Here is an 18,097-nt window from a genome sequence, read left to right as displayed (position 1 = left end):
TATTTAGATGTTTTTGATAAAAGCTTGATAACCTGGGAATCCCTGAATAACGTAAGCAACACGAGCAGGCTGTTGTTGTGTCACTTTCTCTTTCTGGGGCTTCGCTGATGATTGTTGCTTGACAATTTCCTCAAATGACAAAGGATTTGCCTTAGGTAATTCTGATGAAGAAATCTGTAAAGCATCACTACCACTATAAGCCTGTAAAAATGAGTTAGCCATTTGACGATAGCCTTCAGCATTCGGGTGGACGTCAGCACTATTTGGTAAATAGCTTGTTCCATTCAATCCAAAGGCATCATAGACATCTACATAAACTGCTCCTGCATGCTCTGCCTGTTGCTGTAAAATCGCATTTAATTTAACTAGCTGTGCATTGGTTCCTTCTTTTTGTGACGGATGGACAGTTGGATAGGCAAAATAATAGCCCATGACATATACCTTTGCTTTTGGTGCACGTTCTACTAACTCATCTAAAATCGTTGTCATATTTTTTCTCGCCAAGTTTAAAGCGTAATCTGTCTGCAACTGTGAAAAAGCTAAAGTTCCAGCACTTGGGTTCACCTGAACAAGACGCAATAAATCATTGGCACCTGCTGACACCGTAATCAGTGTGGCGTTTGCTAATAAATGTTGCGCTTCCTCCGATTGAATTCGGTCTAACACATTCGCTGTTGTAAAGCCTGGAAAAGCAAGCTCTTTTGTATAAAACGATAATTGTCCAATCGAACTTAATTTCATGGCAATTAAATCACTATACCCTACATCAATTTCTTGATAAGGTGTTTGACCTGCAGCTAATGAATCTCCAATCGCCACGTAGCTTTCCGTTTGAGCAAAAGCAGATGAAGTCCAATATGTCATGGATAATATCGTCACACCGATTAAGCTCCATAATCGTCTCATCTGCTCTCCTCCTTTTCTTTCTGACTAAAGATTAAAAAGCCCAGCTACCCTTACGGAAAATAGGCTCTACCGTACCATCTGGTAAAATACCATCAATGTCCATTTCTCCGCTGCCAATCATAAAATCTTCATGTGTCACAGAAATATTAGCTCCTAATGCTTCAAGCTGACCATTTTCTAAGTCTCTACCACCTTCTAAGCAAGTCGGATATGCTTCACCAATAGCTAAATGGTTTGAAGCATTTTCATCGAATAATGTATTGAAATATAAAATCTCTGACGCTGAAATAGGTGATTCGTGAGGGACAAGTGCTACTTCACCTAAATAGCTTGAGCCTTCATCCACTTGAATTAGTTCTTGTAATAAATCATGACCAACTTCAGCCTCTGCCTTAATAATTTTGCCCTCTTCAAATGTTAATTTAAAGCCATCAATCATATTGCCTTGATAAACTAATGGCTTTGAATTACTGACATAACCGTTTACACCTTGCTTCATTGGAAGGGTATACACTTCTTCAGTTGGCATATTGGCAACAAAGACATTATCCTCTGGCGTTTTACTGCCACCCGTAACCCATTTATGTTGTGGTGCTAAAGCAATTGTTAAATCTGTACCCGGTGCTGTATAGTGAAGCTTTGCATACTTTTTATTATTTAGAAGCTGTGCACGCGATTCTAAATTGGCTATATGCTGACGCCAATTATCCACTGCATTACCTTCCCCAATATGCACTGTTTTAAAGATTGCCTCCCATAAGGCAGGTACTTGCTGCTCTTCTGTTAAATGGGGGAATACCTTTGCTGCCCATTTAGGTGAAGGGACCGCAACAATGGACCAAGCAATTAAATCCTTCATGACGGCATTACGATAATTTTTCAATGCTGCACCAGATACTTTTTGGTGGGTTGCTAATCTGTCTGCTGGAATGCCTGTCAAATTATCAGGATCTGCTGCATCAATCCATAATAGAGCCCCTTTACGTTCAATAAGCTCATCACGCATTTTTACGACCCATTCAGGGAAGCGACTAAACTCCTCGTCAGAAGCATATTCAAAATAGGCACGATCCATTTCGTCATCTGAAAAATTCACATGTACACGTCCTGCGCCAGCCTTATAAGCCTCTTTAACAACTAAACGAACAAAATCCAAAGCATCTACCGATGTATTGACTAATAGGTACTGACCTGGTTGGATGTTGACACCCACTTTTACCGCAAGCTCTGCATATGCCTGTAATTTTTCTTCAAACGTCATATTAATTCCCTCGCTTTTGTCCAATTGTTTTAGAATTACCTTCCATCAGCTTGCCATCATGCCATATTTTTTGCACAGGCTTGCCTGGTACTTCCCTTGTCCACTTTTTATACGTTTTTTCATCATGATACGATAATAACGTTAATACTTCACCATCTGCGCCCGCACGACCTGTACGACCTGAACGATGTAAATACTGCTCAATTGTTCGTGGTACATCAACATGAATAACATGTGTTAAACCAGCAATATCTAAACCACGAGCCGCAATATCTGTGGCAATTAAAATACGGGCATCTCCTTTACGGAATGCATCTAACGCTTTTTTTCGTTCTTCTTTTTTCATGTCGGAATGAAGAGTGACAATTGGTGCTGAGCGGTACTGCAGTTTTGTTTCCTTCATTAATAATTGATCGATATTATTGACAAAAGCTAGTGCTCTTAAGCCTTCTGTATGTGAGAGTCGACGTAGGAAATCTGTTTTATCACGTTCTTCTACTTTCACAAAAGAATGTACTACTTTACCGACCTTTAACATATCCTCAGGTTTAATTTTAAAACGTAAAGGTTCAAACATCATACGACTTGCTACTAATTCAATTTCCTCCGTTATCGTAGCCGAAACAACAACGACTTGTCGGCCAAAAGCCGAGCCTTCGATAAAGGATTTGACGACAACACGGTATTCACGACTCAGTAATTGATCGCACTCATCTAAAATAACCGTTTCAATTTCTTTTAGTTTTAATTTCCCTGCCCGTGCTAATTCATTTAAACGACCAGGTGTGCCAACGACAATCGTTGGTTTTTTCTTTAGCTTTTCAATTTGACGAGCAGAATTGGCACCACCAATCAGTTGTTGAACTGTAATATCTGTGCCTGCCGTCCATTCACGGATAACTTCTACAATCTGCATCGCAAGCTCTTGTGAAGGAGCTACAATCAGTCCTTGTGTTTGCTTTTTTGCCCCATTCACTTTATTCAATAATGGTAAAACATACGCTAATGTTTTACCTGATCCTGTTGGCGATTCCGCTACAATATCTTTGCCTTCAAGCATAGCTGGTATCATTTCATCTTGAATTTTCATGGGTGTTTCAAAATTCCATTTTGCTTGTATTTCTTCTTTTAATAAATTAATGACTGACATGTTATTTCCCACCTTCTATCTACTTGACACTAGTTTAACACACTCCGCCGTTTCCTACTTTATATGTACGAAGCTATTGTCCAATCGTTTCAGGAAACCATTGATTCCTTCCATAAAAAATCTGCCTAACCCAACACGGAAAAAAGTAAGCTTGACCACAACTCTTTAAAGACTTGTAGCTTACCCGTGAAAAGCAAGCAGATCCTTTTCAATTTATTTAACGACTAATCGACTAGCTCATAGCCACAAGCCAAAATGGCACATTCAGCTAAAACGATTAATGAATCAATATAAATTTCATTTAATTTCAAATCCCTATTAACAATAGATAGCTCTGTACAGCCTAAGACAACGCGGTCACAATTTAATGCTAGCATCGCCTCTTCTATTGGTTGCCAATCCTCCAACGTAACATCCTTGCCAGCCTTGACATAATCATAAATGATGGTCATCACATAGGCTCTCATCTCATTATCTGGAACAACTGGTGTAATGCCATATTCCTCTAAGGCTTCCTGGTACATACGTGATGTTAATGTTCCTGTTGTTGCCAAAATTCCAACACGCTCTGCTCCTAAATCAGCAGCACGCTTCGCCGTTTCACGAATCATATTCAATACAGGAATGGGAGAGCCCTCATCAATTTCATGATAGAACGTATGGGCTGTATTGCATGGGATTGCAATCATATTTGCCCCTACAGAAGCTAACTTTTTAGCATCCTCAATGATGACTGGAACTGGATTATCCTTTTTATTATCTAAAATAAAAGCCGTACGGTCAGGAATATTTGTATCATTATCAATGATCGTATGCAAATGCTCCTGATCCTTTTGTGCCTTCGTACGTCTTACAATCATTTCTCCAATAAACATTGTTGCAAGTGGCCCTACGCCACCGATAATACCTAAAGTTTGTTTTTTCATATATTTGACAGACCTTTGTTATTAAAATATTTCTTATATTTGCGATAAAAGCTTAAATTATCAAGCGTAACGTTCAACCAACGTTTCGCATTCATATCCTTATAACTAAAAATAGAATCTGTAGCCATCCCTTGGCGAATCAAACTTTTCGCTTCAATGACTAACTGTTCATTTTGTACGTATTTGAAAAGTACACCATTTGGTACAATGGTCCAAAGATGCTTGTTTTGCACGTATGTTAGCGACTGTTTACTACCTCGAACATAATCATCCGCCACATACTGCATGAAGTTATAGCCACTAGCTGTCACATAATAATTGGAAAGTTCATTATGTAATTCAATACTCAACAATTTATATTGACCATCACGATCATCATATTTCATATCAAATGTAGCATAGCCTTGGAATTGTATGGCTTCAAGGAACGTCTTTACATTGTCCATTAATTCCTGATGATAGGTTGTCATGATGGCTACATAACGACCAATCCCTTCTGGAGAATGCTCTTCTAAAATGGGATTACCCACCGCAAGAAGTTTTGCCTTGCCATCCTGCCCTATATAGGCATTAACAACAAGCATATTCGCATCTTCCCCTGGAATATATTGTTGAATCATAAGATCATCTCGATAGGCCGATTCCTTATAAATAGCATGGAATATACTGTCCTTTTCATCCTTATCATACGCAATATATACTTTTTTCTTACCAGGAAAAATACATGTAGCATATTTTGTCATATTCATGGGCTTTATGACAATTGGATACTCAAATGGCATGTCGTAGTCCTCGTAATCATTCACCGTGCAGACATGCATGGCAGGAAATTGAAAACCATATTGTGCACAAAGCTCATACATCTTTTCACGAGTTAATAACTGCTGAGCAAGTGTGGCATCTACATAAGGAATAATGAAATCCTCTGCTAATTCCGCTTTATGTTCTATTATTTTTTTGACATAAAATTCATCACAGGCTAGTAGCAGTAATTTTTTATCAACGAATTCCTGCGCAATAGCCTGAAGTGCCGTAACAAATCTTTCGTCTATATGAAGTCTCGGTACCTCACGAAAAGTCAGTAAATCACTTTGATGAATTTTTTCCATATTCGTATGGTTTAATGCAAGTGGCTTCACACCATAGGCTTCGTAAAATGCTCTGGCCATGCCATAAGCATTCATCTCATCCCCAAGTAAAACCGGTAAAAAAGCGTGCTCAATGGCCATTCTACTCAACTCACTTCTGCTTTTTTATTAGTGTAACATACTAAAGATTTATGGCTAATTTATTTATGAATAGCTACGGCTTGCTGATCTAATTCCCGATAACTTTTGAAAAATTGATCGACATTGTATGTAACATAACCTTTTAATGGATCCATTACTACTACTTTATCCCCTAAATGCCCTGTCAAGACAACTGCATGTAAGTTCATATAGGCTTCATGTGATATTGTCTCACCTTCAAAAATCCAGCCTCTATTTGCATTTCGTTTAGGTGACGATAAATCAAGCGTCACCCATGTTACAACAGGAACTCCCTCGCGAACAAGCTGTAAAATCTCGTCCTGTGAGGCATTACTCATATTTGACACGCGTAAATCAGCTTGTTTATCTGCAATGACTGCCTCTGCCGCCTTAACAATAGGTTCAGCAAAAACATACATACCATGAGCTTTATCACGCGGATTCCCTGCAAAAGCCTCCTGTGGATTTGGCCCAAAACGTTGGTTGTTTACAGTACGTATATTTTGCTTTGGTAAATAGTTATCAGCCATTTCAAGCTTTGAAACATTCATTCCAAAATAATTTAAGACAGCTGTGAGTGATGTTATTTCACAGCCATGTGGAAGCTCTGGCTTTTGCATGACAACAGGTACATCTAATTCCTGCTCGTCTCTAGAGAAGTGTGTTTGCAATCGATAGTATGGCTTCGTTGTATCATACGTAAAATTCTCGATTGTTGTATATCCATCGTTTGTTGTACTATTTTCCAGTGTTGTTGCTGCAATGGTATATTCTCGCCCTGCCTTGAGCTTCGCGAATACGGCTTCTCCCTCTTCTGAACCAATCGCTTCCTCTACTACATCACCTGTTTGTACATCTGTTACTGTGACATAGAGATTGGGGATAGGTGCCCCGCTATTAAATTCTACCGTTAAAACAGTTAATGGATTTTTTTGTTCTGCTTCTTGCTGTGAAAATGGCTGACAGCTCGAAAGTAACATAATAATCAAAATGCCTATAAGTAAAAGGCGTTTATACCCCGTCCACAAGACAAATTCCGCTCCTATTCTAATTGGAAGAGTAATCCCTTCGCCATTCTATTTATTCAATTTGTCGTAGACTCTATTATACGATACTTTTATAATCGTTCCTATTTTATCTTATTTCAGGACATAATTTTTTGTATGGAAAGCGAAGCGGCAGGTACACAGAAACTTGCGAGTAAGCTTGAAAAAACTGGCTAACAATTATGCCTATGCATCGTGGATAGTACTTAAATCGTCGTCACTTTAGGTCGTAATGTATGCTTTAACACCTTACCTGAAGCATTGCGCGGCAGTTCTACTAAAAATGCAATTTCATACGGTACTTTATATTTGGCAAGTCTTGTTTGGCAGTAAGATAATATTGCCTTTTCATCGAGTGACTGCCCTTCCTTTAATACAATAAATGCTTTTGGCACCTCTCCATATACTTCATGTGGTAATCCTATCACTGCTGCCTCTAAAATTTCTGGCATTTGATATAGCACTTCTTCCACTTCAATCGGGTAAATATTTTCCCCTCCACGGATGATCATATCTTTTTTCCGATCTACAATATATAAATAACCTTCCTCATCAAAGCGTCCTAAATCTCCTGAATAGAGCCAGCCATCTCTTATCGTTCTAGCTGTTTCCTCTGGATTGCGCAAATAACCTTTCATTACTTGTGGCCCTTTAACACAAATTTCGCCAACCTCGCCAGCTGGTACTGACTTTCCTTCACTATCAACCACGCATACCTCCGTCTGAGCTAATGGCTTCCCAACAGAGCCAATTTTCGTTAATGCATCCCTATCTAATAAAGAGGTAGCTGCAGGTGAATTTTCGGTTTGACCATAGAGATTTTGAACCTTTACATTTGAAAATGCCTCTTTCACTTGCTTTACGAGCTCATAAGGCATTGGAGCAGCCCCGTAACATAATAAACGTAAATGATGAAAGCTATGTTCCTTAAATCCAGGCGTATTTAAAATGATGGTATACATGGATGGAACACCAAAGAAAATAGTCGCTTCAGTTGCGGCAATTTGCGCTAACGTTTTTGTTGGTGAAAATGCTTCTTCGATAACAACTGTTCCTCCTTGATAGAACATTGGCATAGCAAAGACGTGCAGGCCAGCACAATGGAATAAAGGTGTACAAATAAACATCTTGTCCTTGCTAGACATTTTCATTGAAGAAGACCAAATATCGGCAGTAGCCACGATATTTTGATGTGTTAGCATGACGCCCTTTGGTTTACCTGTTGTCCCAGAAGTATACATGACCACTGCTGTATCATGGGCCTCTAATTGTACAAGCTTTCTTTCACATCCCTCATTTTCAAAAATGTTTCTCATTTCTTTAAATCCAATCGTATGTTGGAATGTATAGGCAACATCCTCCAATGCTTCTGCTAGCCTTTCATCATAAATGAGACCCTTTGCTTGTGAATGATTAAAAATAAAATCAACCTCAGGTGCTGCTAATTTAGTGTTAATAGGCATCACAATAAAACCTGCTAGTTGGACACCTAAATAAGCGATTAAAAACAAATCTGAATTGAGCGTATATAATGCAATCACATCATCTTTTTCAAAATCCTGTTCTTGTAGGTATGCTGCAAATCTTTCTACACGTTGATAAAAATCGCGATAGCTCAACTTTTTTCCATCATACAAGGTTGCAATTGCATTCGGTTGTTGCACAGCATAGTTTTCAAGAATATCTGTCATGTACATCGTCATTATAAACCCTCCAAAAATTCATTTTTTAATGCTGGATAGTGTCTGAAACTATGAAACTACTAAAAATTCAGAAAATTATGATTATATTTTAACAAGCAATGCGTTTCATGGCAATTTTTCTACACATTCAAAATATGAAGTAGAAGTAACGAAATATTCTTAGACGTTTTACTTTTCTATCAATTTCTATTGGGTGTATGATATTTGTACGATTATTTTTAGGAAAGGCCGGATTGACATGCTTTATGCACTTTTAGGAGATTTACATTCTAATATAGAAGATACTAAAGCTGTTCTAGCTCATATTCAACAAACAGCAGAGGAAGCAAAAATCATTGGTTTAGGTGATTTATATGAATGCACCGTCAGTAAGAAAAAAGCGCAAACCTTATCTGGCTTACCTTTACAAAAGGCAGCCATAGTAGAAAGCGAATTTGAAGAATTACTAACCTTCCCCTCTATAAGAGGTAATCAAGAGGAACGCATTACGCAGGTCACTGGCATCGAACGTTTTCAGGCTTTACCTGAGACGATAGAGATAGATGGTGCGACACTAATACACGGACATCAATTTAAATGGAGTGTAAGCTGGCAGCCAACATTCCTTCCTTTTCATAAGCCACTGTTTTTCTTTGGTCATAGTCATGAATCAGGCCTTTATCATCAGCAAAAGAAACTACCCATTCGTATTCGCTATGGCCAACCAATTGCCTTACAAAATAAACAGTATGGTGTCAATGTTGGTTCTGTTGTCGACCACCGTGAATGGTGTCTTTATGATAGCACACAGCGCACCGTAACATTTATGTGTGTCCCATCTATTGATTCGTCAATAGAAATATAAAAAAAGAGCAAGCTAATCCCAGCATTAGCTTGCTCTCAAATTTTTAGTGAATATATTGTTTTTTCCCGTTCAATAAAATTTCCTTTAAGGCCTTTAGTTTTTCAATTACAATATATGACTCTTCTGTAATTTCCTTCAGATATTTTTCAGCCTCCCTTTTATTGCCTATATTATATTCTCGTACCGCCTTTTTAGCTATATCATGGACATGAATAAATGGTTGTTCTAACTCTACATAGACACGCTCTTCACCTAGTAGCTTTTTCCCTGTACCATAATACCATTCACCAAGGCGCGACTCCTGTGGTGAGCCAACATCCTGCTCAGTCATTGTTTCAAAGCCAAGCAGTAGATTATAGATTTTCCAGCGCCATAATAAATGGTCTGTAATAGCTAATTCAATAATATCCTCCTGACTAATAATAAAATTTTTAGAAATTGTTGTTGATCGGTATCCGTCAATCATTTTACTTAACTTGTAGATAGCCGAGCCCATATCAAAAACGATGATCTTACTTTTTTGCATACTCTCCGTGATAGTATGGTTACGTTCAGAAATAGTTGTAGCAGATTGTGCTTGTACCTTTGTCGTTGTGGCAATTTCCTCAAAGCGAGCTCCTTGCTGCTGTAAACTTTTATTTATCTCTGCAAGCGTCTGTGAAATATGTAAGGTATCCGTGACGCCTTGATGTAAATCCTGTGAAAATTGAGTTGTTAGTGAACTAATATTATGCGTAATATGTAGTAGCTCCTGTATATCTGTATGTATAGATTTGACAGATGTACTTGTATCATCAGCAAGCTTTCGAACTTCCTCCGCAACAACTGCAAAGCCTTTACCCGCTTCTCCAGCACGAGCCGCCTCAATAGAAGCATTTAAAGCCAATAAATTTGTTTGATCTGCAATTCGCTTAATTAATTCCATCAGCTTCGCTACACTATTGACACGTTCCACTAAACGCTTTATATCCTCCTGCATGGATTTATGACCTTCATCGGTTGTTTGTAAAATGGATGATACTTGTTGTAACGATTCTAAATCCTGATTTAATTTTTTAAAGGCATGCTTTGTTTGGGCTGAAATATCACCAACAGATGCGGCGATTTCTTCAATACTCTCATCTAGCTCGTGCATCAATCGATCTGCTGCAACAATCTCCTGTTGCTGAATATCTTGAAATTCAATCAATTCCTTAATCGTATCTAACTGGGTATTATAAGTAATAATTTCACCTAAACCATTTACAACAGAGCCAGCCTGAATTTCAATATAGGTTTCTAAAATGATCTGTTGGTCGATCGTTACTAGACTATCATAAGACAATAGGACATCCAGCATTTTTTCTTGATCGCGTGATAGCTCTTTGACAATCAGCGGTATGATTAATTGGTTAATGAGCGTATAGGCAGAAATCATCCAGTTCGGCAGTACACCGATTCGGGCATGTACATAAGCGATTTTACGTCGTTTAAATACATAATCTAAATCTAATTCATCATCAAATAGGCTTATAAAATGTGAATCAAAAAGCCCTTTTAAACGCTCTACTGATGAATGCGTATTGATAACTTGGTTAAATTCTGGAATTTCCAATAAACGATCATAAAAATTGTCGAGTATTTGTTGGCGATTATTTTCATAGATTTTGCGTAAAAATCCAACAGATTCTCTTCTAATTCTAGATAAAGCAAGAAAATCTAGCTTTTCTTTAAAGCGTTCATTAGCCTCAATATCTGAATTTTTCGCAGCTGAGAAATAATCATAATTTTGATTTATTTTCTTCCTTTTGAACATTGTTACCACTCCTTTTGTAATAAAGTAAATAAAAATTACCAATATTTTAAAACGAATTATAGATCTTTCTTCATTACCTTCAACTAATAAAACATATATATTTTACCAACAACACTAATACAAAAATAGATTTTCAAAAAATTCTTTACACCGTCTTATTCTTTTGTCCACTTTATTGACAATTTCTCATTTTCCCTGTTAAACACTATTTTTACACAGAAAAAACGCTAAAATCATGTCTGACTTTAGCGTTTCACATAAAGTGTTAGCATTCGCAATCACAATTTTGTAAGCTATCCAGTAACTTTTCCATAACTTCTAGTTGCTCACAAAGTGTTTGAATCATACAACGTAAAATAGGGATTAATTCTTGGCAAATACAGAATCTCAGCACATTTTGTGCCAGACGGATACCACCCTGATGATGGACAATCATTTCTCGTAGATAATTGATATTAATGCTATTCGATACTGGTGGTGCACACATTGCATTGAACATAGCTTCTGTAATTTCTTTATAAGCACACATATACTCGTATAATTCATACTCTGAATTTTGCACGACACAACATCGATTTTGTATCGCTTCAAGACTCTCAACCATTTCTGTGTGAGTTCGAATAATTTCTAATGCAAGATTTTGTACAGGGATATTCGTTGTATAGCGTAAAACGTTTTCGGACATTTGAATTGCTGCAACTTGATGAGGGATAATTTGCTTAATAAAATTTTCAGAAATACTACAAGTAATCGTTACATAGGTCATGCCCTGCATCATTTTTTTGAGGATTCGCTGATATTCCTCTAAATATGCCTTTGTTACATTACTGAGTTCAATTGGTTTAGCCATAAGACACACTCCTTTCAGAGTAATGTATGCCCGCTAGGTTGTTGTGCGATAGACAATTGTACCAATGACTCCATATTTACAGCCTCATTCATCGTAAAAATTATCCTTGTTCTTTCCTATATGTATCTAAGCATATCGGACAAATACATGTCCTTTGCTCCGTTTGCACTGCATCTAATAGCTTTTCTGGAAAGTGCACCGTCATACACCAGCACCCTTTTTCACCTTTTTCTACCCCACAATGATTTTCTCCCCCACATAATGGACAGCTCTCTTCTCCATTTGACATGTTCCTGCACCTCCTTTACCTACCATTGTAAAATAAAAAAAGGAAGAGCATTCAATACTTACTCCTCCCACTACGCTTATTGTTGGTGCTTGTGTATATCTTGCTTTACTTCTTCTATATCTGTGTCACTATAAATGGCCGTCCCCTGCCCTCCACTTTTAGCTAACAATGCCTTTACCTCATTATAGGATAATCCTGCATCTGCATTTTTTTGCTTTACTTCATTAATATTCGTGCCCACAGACGTAAAATGGGCTTCTTTTTCATGATTCATAGCATTTTTACCTCCTACAATTCATCTGGCTGCATTTCAATTAATTCATCGCCTTCTCTTTTCACTCGTTTATTGAGCTCCTCTACTGGAATGGCATCGACAGTCTGCATATCTTCATGCAAATCGAAAAGACTAATTGTATCTGATTCAACCATGTCTGGTTTGTCCTTGCTATTTAAATTCATAAACATTTTCTTTTCATGTGGTACTTTACCCATGTCCATTTCTGTCACACTCCTTTCTCTATAATGTGTGTAAAGCTGGACAGATTATGTGTCACTCCCTTTTGCACCTTTATCCATTCGATGATATTCAGCTATTTGAATCACTCGTACATGCTTTGTGTGCAATTCATGGTAGATGCCCCTACTATCCGTAAAGGAGATATATTGATCGCGTTCACTTTTCACTAATTTCTCTGCTTCTTGTTGTGATTCAATATCAAATCATTTGAAGCATATAGTAAAATCATAAACCTTTGCAGAGGAGGGAATAATGATTGATTCATTCAGTTAAAGCTGGAGAAACACTGACTCAAATTGCTCAGGATTATCGTACTCCGTTGGCATCCATTATTGCTGCTAACCCAGGAATCCAGCCTGATCATCTTTTTATTGGTCAACAAATTGTCATCCCGGGCTTGCCAAATCCCGATACAATTCCTTACCGTATCGAAATATCTACCAATAATCGCTGGCTACGTTTATATAGAAATAATATCCTTCAAAAACAATACCCTATCGCAGTCGGACGCATGCTTCATGAAACACCAGTAGGCAGTTTTATTATCATCAATAAAGCTCCAAACCCTGGTGGTCCTTTTGGAACGATGTGGATGAGTCTCTCTAAAGAACATTATGGAATTCATGGCACAAATGATCCTAGCTCTATTGGGCATGCTGTTTCACATGGTTGTATTCGAATGCAAAATCAAGATGTTGAAGAGCTTGCCAGCATCGTCCCTATTGGTACAGAAGTAGTGATTCATCCCTAATGAAAGAGGCTATCTATAGTTGTAAATCAAAATAGATAGCCTCTTGTTATGTTTAATCCTGTTCGCTTGTCTGGGCAAATTGCATATCACCTTTTTTTGAGGGATAAAGTGCATCATGAATAAATTGAGCATGATTTCTAACCAATCCCTATGTATATGCCACAAAATTAGACAATGATTTACCCCATTTCGTGAAATACAATTAGTAGCATTATTGTTTTCGTATAGGATGAAATGCTAAAAGCTATACTACCTATAGTTAAAGGAGAGCTATAGGAGGGAATACGTTGTCCACAAGTAAACAGTTATTATCCATATTTGCCTTAGGGGGCATTAATGAAATTGGAAAAAATATGTATGTAGTACAATATGCAGATGACATCATCATTATTGATTGCGGAGCAAAATTTCCAGATGAAACCTTACTTGGTATTGATTTAATTATTCCTGATATTACTTATTTACTGGAAAATAAAGAAAAAGTGAAGGCTCTAATTGTTACGCATGGTCATGAAGATCACATCGGTGGTATCCCCTATTTATTAAAAAAATTGAATGTGCCTGTGTATGCTACTCGTTTTACTCTAGGGCTTATCGAATTAAAGCTCAAAGAACATAAGCTGTTAAGAGAAACCGATTTAATTGAAATTCACGCTGACTCCGCTCTACATTTAGGACAAATGGATATTAGTTTCTTTAGAACTAATCATAGTATACCTGATTGTTTAGGAATCGTAATGGGCACTCCTGAAGGGAACGTAGTCCATACTGGCGATTTTAAATTTGATTTAACACCCGTTAATAATCAATTTGCCGATATTCATAAAATGGCTGAAATTGGTTCAAAAGGAGTGCTCGTTCTTATCTCGGAAAGTACGAATGCAGAGAGGCCAGGTTTAACACCTTCTGAACAGCTTGTTGGTCACCATATTGAGGATGCTTTTTTACATGCTGAACGGAAAGTAATCATTTCGACCTTTGCTTCAAACGTTAATCGTATCCAACAAATAGTACATGCAGCTATTGCTACCAATAGGAAGTTAGCTTTATTGGGACGCAGCATGGTCAATGTTGTTGATGTAGCGATAGAACGGGGCTATTTATTTGTTCCAGAAGATATGTTAATTGATGCACGAGAAGTGAAATACCTTCCACCAGAGGAGGTCGTGGTACTTTGCACAGGTAGCCAAGGCGAGCCTCTAGCTGCGCTTGCCCGTTTAGCAAATGGCAACCATCGTGAAGTGAAAATTCTTCCAGATGATACGGTTATTTTAGCGGCCTCCCCAATTCCAGGCAATGAGAAGGGTGTATCGCGGATTGTGGATAATTTGTTTCAGCTTGGTGCAAAAGTTATTTATGGATCTTCCAGCCATACAGGCATGCATGTTTCAGGACATGGTCATCAAGAAGATCTGAAGCTTATGCTAACATTTATGAAGCCACAATTTTTCATCCCTATTCATGGTGAATTCCGCATGCTACACCAGCATCGCTTATTAGCAGAAGCGGTTGGAGTCCAAAAAGGGAATACCTTTATTATGAAAAACGGCGATGTCGTTGATATTGAAAACTCGAAGGCACGACAAACTCGTAAAATTCCAGCAGGTGATACGTATGTTGATGGAATCGGCATAGGTGAAGTTGAAGGCATTGTCCTTCGTGATCGCAAGCAGCTTTCAGAAGACGGAATGCTTGTCATCGTCTTAACACTCAATAAAGTAGATGGTGCTTTTATTTCAGAACCTGATACCATATCCCGTGGTTTTGTTTATGCGAAGGATTTCGAGGAGCTGTTGAATAAGGTCAATGTGCTTACCAAAGAAATCGTTGTAGAACTACAAGAAGAAAACAGACAGCAAATCCATGTTCTACGACGTGAAATCAAAAGAGCAGTAGGACAATATTTATTTAACCAAACTAAACGAAAGCCTATGGTTTTACCAATTATTATTGAAATATAACTGATCGGTGCAAGGATTGAATGTCCATCTTGCACCGATTTTTGTTTTGTTCAATCACTTAACATTAAAATGATCATTCAAAAAATCACCATTAAAAAATATATGTAACATATCAATATATTGCCGTTGGAGCTGTTCAAAGCCATAATGTAGGTCATTTGAATGCTGTTTGACTTGCCTTGAAATATGATTAAAATACTGTGGGAGCCCCTCTATCGCCTTTACTAAAGAATCTTTATTAACTAATAAATGTTGGATAGCGTTTAATAACTGTGCTATGTGAAGTTGAATATCAATCGGTGGTAATTCAATCATTAAATGATAGACATTACACACGTCATTATTTACTTGATACCATTTTAAAAAGTGCAATAAATAATCACTGACAATTATCGATTCATTAGGGATGATGGCAATAATATCCTGACCAATACATACAGCCTTTTTACACTGATAAATTGAGGATTCTTTCAAATTGATTTTGTTAAGAAGGATACTTTTAGCAGGCACTTGTGACATAGTCAGCGAATCCATTGTATGATCAACTCTCGGTACTTGACTAAAATCATCTTCTATTATTAATTTCATTAGCGTTTTTTCGGATATGAAAGGAGTGCCTTCTCTCGCAAAACTTGTATCATTCATCATGCTATTACCCACTTGGATTTTTGCTACTTCTTCTATAAAAAACTGCTTCACCATGTTTGATCCTCCAATCCCCTGTCCCATTTTATACCCTTAAAGCAACCTTCACTAACGCCTTTTACCTAGTAACTTATTTAGGCTATTGTCTAATAAAAGATTTCTCATTAAACATTGTACCATTTTAACGGTACATTTTCTCTATTATACCACTATAATAGTATAGTCATTTCCACTATTTTTCACTAGCTTTTAACATAGAGGTGAATCATATGTCAGATTTTTTAAAGCTAGTAGGTGAACAACTCCGTATTATTAGATTATCCAAAGGGCTAAGCCAAGAAGAAGTGGCTGAAAGAACAGGGAAGTTAGGTTTCAGTAAAGGACGCGTTTCCAATATCGAACATGGACAATCTAATATTACCCTTAGTACATTGGAAACAATTATGAAGGCATTGGATATTACCCCTGAGGAGCTTTTTAATTTTCAAAAATTATCTGGCGTTACTGATATTGAGGAAAAGAACCTCATGCTAGACATTCATCGATCATTATTAAGAGAACGTAACTTAGACGAGGTAAAATACGTAGTTCGTATTACGAAGGATTTTTTAGATACGATTGATTCCCAATCGAAGAAAAACAGCTCCAATGGTCAATGACACATCGGAGCTGCTTCTTTTCAATAATAGCTACATACCAAACTTTTGACGATAGCCACATTTTCTGCATAGTTCCTCAACAGCCTCTCTTCGTGAGAAGCCATCTACAATCTTATTGGCACGTTCTCCCTCCACAATTTCTGAGAAGGATTTCTCATGAACATTTCCTAAATTAATGACACCTTCACCATCTAAGCAGCAAGGTACAACTGTTCCATCCACAAGAATAGCTGCTTGACTACGCAATGCATGACAAAAACCTTTACCCTCGTCCTCTTGTTCAAGCAAGCTCGGCCATTTAAATTCATGATCCTGATTCAAATAAACATGAGGAGCAATTTTTACCCCTTTACCAGGCTCTACTCTTTCTTCAATGTGATAGTCAAGATTATACTCGTTTTCTAATATTTCTAATGTCTCACGATTTCGACGTGCTGCAACATCCGAAACATGATCCTGTTGTAAATTCCATAAACGATAGGAAATGATGGTCTTATATTCTCTAGCATCCCGCACAAAATCCAAAATATCCCCCAAATACTTTTCACGGTTTTCAGAACCTTCATGCCCATCAAAACTATGCAATGAGAAATTAATTTGACGTAATGCCGGTTTTCCTAATATTTTTTCCCGATTCTTTTTGATAAGTGTCCCATTTGTTGTGATATTGACTTTAAATCCCTTTGCATGGGCGGCATCTAATAGCTGGTCGATCCTTGGGTGTAAAAGTGGCTCTCCTTTGACATGCAAATAAATATATTTGGTATGTGGGCGAATTTCGTCTAATATTTTATTAAATTGTTCGACTTTTATAAGTCCTTTTGCACGAGCTGTAGGTGGACAAAAACTACATGCTAAATTACAAACACTCGTTATTTCTATATAAACCTTTTTAAATGTTCTCAACGTTGCTTCTCCGTTCCCATTCACTAAATAATCAAATCTCATTCATTTTAACAAATTTATTGGATAGATAGCAAAAATCGTTGAGTTTACCTCTGGACACTCCTACCTTTTCTCTAGATAACATGGCTACACGTACAAGTGGGTTTACGAAGCGCTAATATGTTAATAGTATATTAAACGAAAGGAGGAGAAATAATGTCTGGTTTTAGTTCTAAAAATTTTTTTGGACCTGACGAACCTGAGCGGGAATCCTCTAATAAGCAAGGGAAAAATCATATAACGATTAATTTTACATTCAATATAGGAAATACAGACTTTCACTTTGAACAGCGAGCAGAAGGTGGAGGTCAAATCAATCATGATGTAGGTACAAATGCCAACCAAGGTGGACAAAATGCTAGTAACGGTAGTCATACACGCAATGTTCATTCTCAATTTGCTGATGGAAATGGCAGAAGTGGTATAGCTGGTAATCATAATGACGAGGCAGGTGGCCAGCAAGGAATAAAAGTACGGGATAGCTTAGTAATTGATAGCGATATCCATTCATCTTCAAATCATAGTGAAAGTAATGAAGAGGACATGGATGTGTTAACTGAAGATAGTGAGCAGTAGGATCTAAAAAACTTCTATCTGTT

At 37.4% G+C, this 18,097-nt stretch carries 20 protein-coding genes; 5 read left to right on the top strand and 15 right to left on the bottom strand.

Annotated elements, in window-relative coordinates:
* Positions 1–3 precede the first annotated feature (3 nt).
* From AC6BKE_RS06755 to AC6BKE_RS06725, 7 genes are all read right to left on the bottom strand, one after another.
* A complete protein-coding gene (locus tag AC6BKE_RS06755) occupies positions 4–906 on the bottom strand; it encodes an SGNH/GDSL hydrolase family protein (protein ID WP_036123352.1) in 903 nt (300 codons plus the stop codon).
* A gap of 31 nt (positions 907–937) precedes the next feature.
* A complete protein-coding gene (locus AC6BKE_RS06750) occupies positions 938–2,167 on the bottom strand; it encodes an aminopeptidase (RefSeq protein ID WP_330493928.1) in 1,230 nt (409 codons plus the stop codon).
* A gap of 1 nt (position 2,168) precedes the next feature.
* Positions 2,169–3,317, bottom strand: coding sequence for a DEAD/DEAH box helicase (locus tag AC6BKE_RS06745; protein WP_036123358.1), 1,149 nt, complete (start codon positions 3,315–3,317; stop codon positions 2,169–2,171).
* 224 nt (positions 3,318–3,541) lie between these two features.
* The gene (gene cuyB, locus AC6BKE_RS06740; protein WP_499856247.1) at positions 3,542–4,243 is read right to left on the bottom strand and encodes a cysteate racemase; all 702 of its coding nucleotides are present in this window, start codon (positions 4,241–4,243) and stop codon (positions 3,542–3,544) included.
* The gene (locus AC6BKE_RS06735) at positions 4,240–5,472 is read right to left on the bottom strand and encodes a carboxylate--amine ligase (protein ID WP_058843706.1); all 1,233 of its coding nucleotides are present in this window, start codon (positions 5,470–5,472) and stop codon (positions 4,240–4,242) included. Before AC6BKE_RS06735 ends, cuyB begins: the two co-directional genes overlap by 4 nt.
* Positions 5,473–5,531: 59 nt before the next feature.
* Positions 5,532–6,521: a C39 family peptidase gene (locus AC6BKE_RS06730; RefSeq protein ID WP_499856244.1), complete on the bottom strand. Its 990-nt coding sequence runs from the start codon at positions 6,519–6,521 to the stop codon at positions 5,532–5,534.
* Positions 6,522–6,745: 224 nt separating this feature from the next.
* Complete coding sequence (locus tag AC6BKE_RS06725) at positions 6,746–8,242, bottom strand: class I adenylate-forming enzyme family protein (RefSeq protein WP_082673698.1); 1,497 nt, start codon at positions 8,240–8,242, stop codon at positions 6,746–6,748.
* A 238-nt stretch (positions 8,243–8,480) separates the two neighbouring features.
* Between AC6BKE_RS06725 and AC6BKE_RS06720 the strand changes: the two genes are divergently transcribed.
* A complete protein-coding gene (locus AC6BKE_RS06720) occupies positions 8,481–9,086 on the top strand; it encodes a metallophosphoesterase family protein (protein ID WP_058843707.1) in 606 nt (201 codons plus the stop codon).
* Positions 9,087–9,129: 43 nt separating this feature from the next.
* Here the strand turns inward: AC6BKE_RS06720 and AC6BKE_RS06715 are convergent, their stop codons facing one another.
* From AC6BKE_RS06715 to AC6BKE_RS06690, 6 genes are all read right to left on the bottom strand, one after another.
* Positions 9,130–10,881 carry a methyl-accepting chemotaxis protein gene (locus AC6BKE_RS06715; protein WP_340812154.1) on the bottom strand — a complete coding sequence of 584 codons (1,752 nt, stop codon included), beginning with the start codon at positions 10,879–10,881 and terminating at the stop codon, positions 9,130–9,132.
* Positions 10,882–11,146: 265 nt separating this feature from the next.
* Positions 11,147–11,731, bottom strand: coding sequence for a DUF305 domain-containing protein (locus AC6BKE_RS06710; RefSeq protein WP_036123376.1), 585 nt, complete (start codon positions 11,729–11,731; stop codon positions 11,147–11,149).
* A gap of 100 nt (positions 11,732–11,831) precedes the next feature.
* Positions 11,832–12,020: a cysteine-rich CWC family protein gene (locus AC6BKE_RS06705; protein WP_499856241.1), complete on the bottom strand. Its 189-nt coding sequence runs from the start codon at positions 12,018–12,020 to the stop codon at positions 11,832–11,834.
* Positions 12,021–12,096: 76 nt separating this feature from the next.
* Positions 12,097–12,294, bottom strand: a complete 198-nt coding sequence (locus AC6BKE_RS06700) for a hypothetical protein (protein ID WP_058843710.1) — start codon at positions 12,292–12,294, stop codon at positions 12,097–12,099.
* A 14-nt stretch (positions 12,295–12,308) separates the two neighbouring features.
* Positions 12,309–12,518 (bottom strand): YczO family protein, encoded by a 210-nt coding sequence (locus tag AC6BKE_RS06695; RefSeq protein WP_036123386.1) that lies wholly within the window; start codon positions 12,516–12,518, stop codon positions 12,309–12,311.
* A 45-nt stretch (positions 12,519–12,563) separates the two neighbouring features.
* Positions 12,564–12,704 (bottom strand): hypothetical protein, encoded by a 141-nt coding sequence (locus AC6BKE_RS06690; protein WP_180957821.1) that lies wholly within the window; start codon positions 12,702–12,704, stop codon positions 12,564–12,566.
* 89 nt (positions 12,705–12,793) lie between these two features.
* Between AC6BKE_RS06690 and AC6BKE_RS06685 the strand changes: the two genes are divergently transcribed.
* Together AC6BKE_RS06685 and AC6BKE_RS06680 are read left to right on the top strand one after the other, a co-directional pair.
* Positions 12,794–13,288, top strand: a complete 495-nt coding sequence (locus tag AC6BKE_RS06685; protein WP_036123389.1) for a L,D-transpeptidase family protein — start codon at positions 12,794–12,796, stop codon at positions 13,286–13,288.
* Between the two features lie 287 nt (positions 13,289–13,575).
* Entirely contained in the window at positions 13,576–15,249 is a 1,674-nt protein-coding gene (locus AC6BKE_RS06680) for a ribonuclease J (RefSeq protein ID WP_101966923.1), read from the top strand.
* A 54-nt stretch (positions 15,250–15,303) separates the two neighbouring features.
* On the opposite strand, the gene AC6BKE_RS06675 is transcribed toward AC6BKE_RS06680, so the two are convergent.
* Entirely contained in the window at positions 15,304–15,951 is a 648-nt protein-coding gene (locus AC6BKE_RS06675; protein ID WP_249646128.1) for a restriction endonuclease subunit S domain-containing protein, read from the bottom strand.
* 212 nt (positions 15,952–16,163) lie between these two features.
* On the opposite strand from AC6BKE_RS06675, the gene AC6BKE_RS06670 reads away from it, so the two are divergent.
* Positions 16,164–16,553: a helix-turn-helix domain-containing protein gene (locus AC6BKE_RS06670; RefSeq protein WP_004225641.1), complete on the top strand. Its 390-nt coding sequence runs from the start codon at positions 16,164–16,166 to the stop codon at positions 16,551–16,553.
* A gap of 30 nt (positions 16,554–16,583) precedes the next feature.
* Here AC6BKE_RS06670 and AC6BKE_RS06665 read toward each other — a convergent pair whose 3' ends face one another.
* Complete coding sequence (locus AC6BKE_RS06665) at positions 16,584–17,459, bottom strand: radical SAM/SPASM domain-containing protein (RefSeq protein ID WP_058844185.1); 876 nt, start codon at positions 17,457–17,459, stop codon at positions 16,584–16,586.
* 195 nt (positions 17,460–17,654) lie between these two features.
* Between AC6BKE_RS06665 and AC6BKE_RS06660 the strand changes: the two genes are divergently transcribed.
* Positions 17,655–18,074, top strand: a complete 420-nt coding sequence (locus tag AC6BKE_RS06660) for a hypothetical protein (RefSeq protein WP_036123400.1) — start codon at positions 17,655–17,657, stop codon at positions 18,072–18,074.
* The last annotated feature ends 23 nt before the right edge of the window (positions 18,075–18,097 follow it).

The organism is Lysinibacillus sp. COL-1 (assembly GCF_059814265.1).
This window is presented reverse-complemented; position numbering and strand designations above follow the sequence as displayed.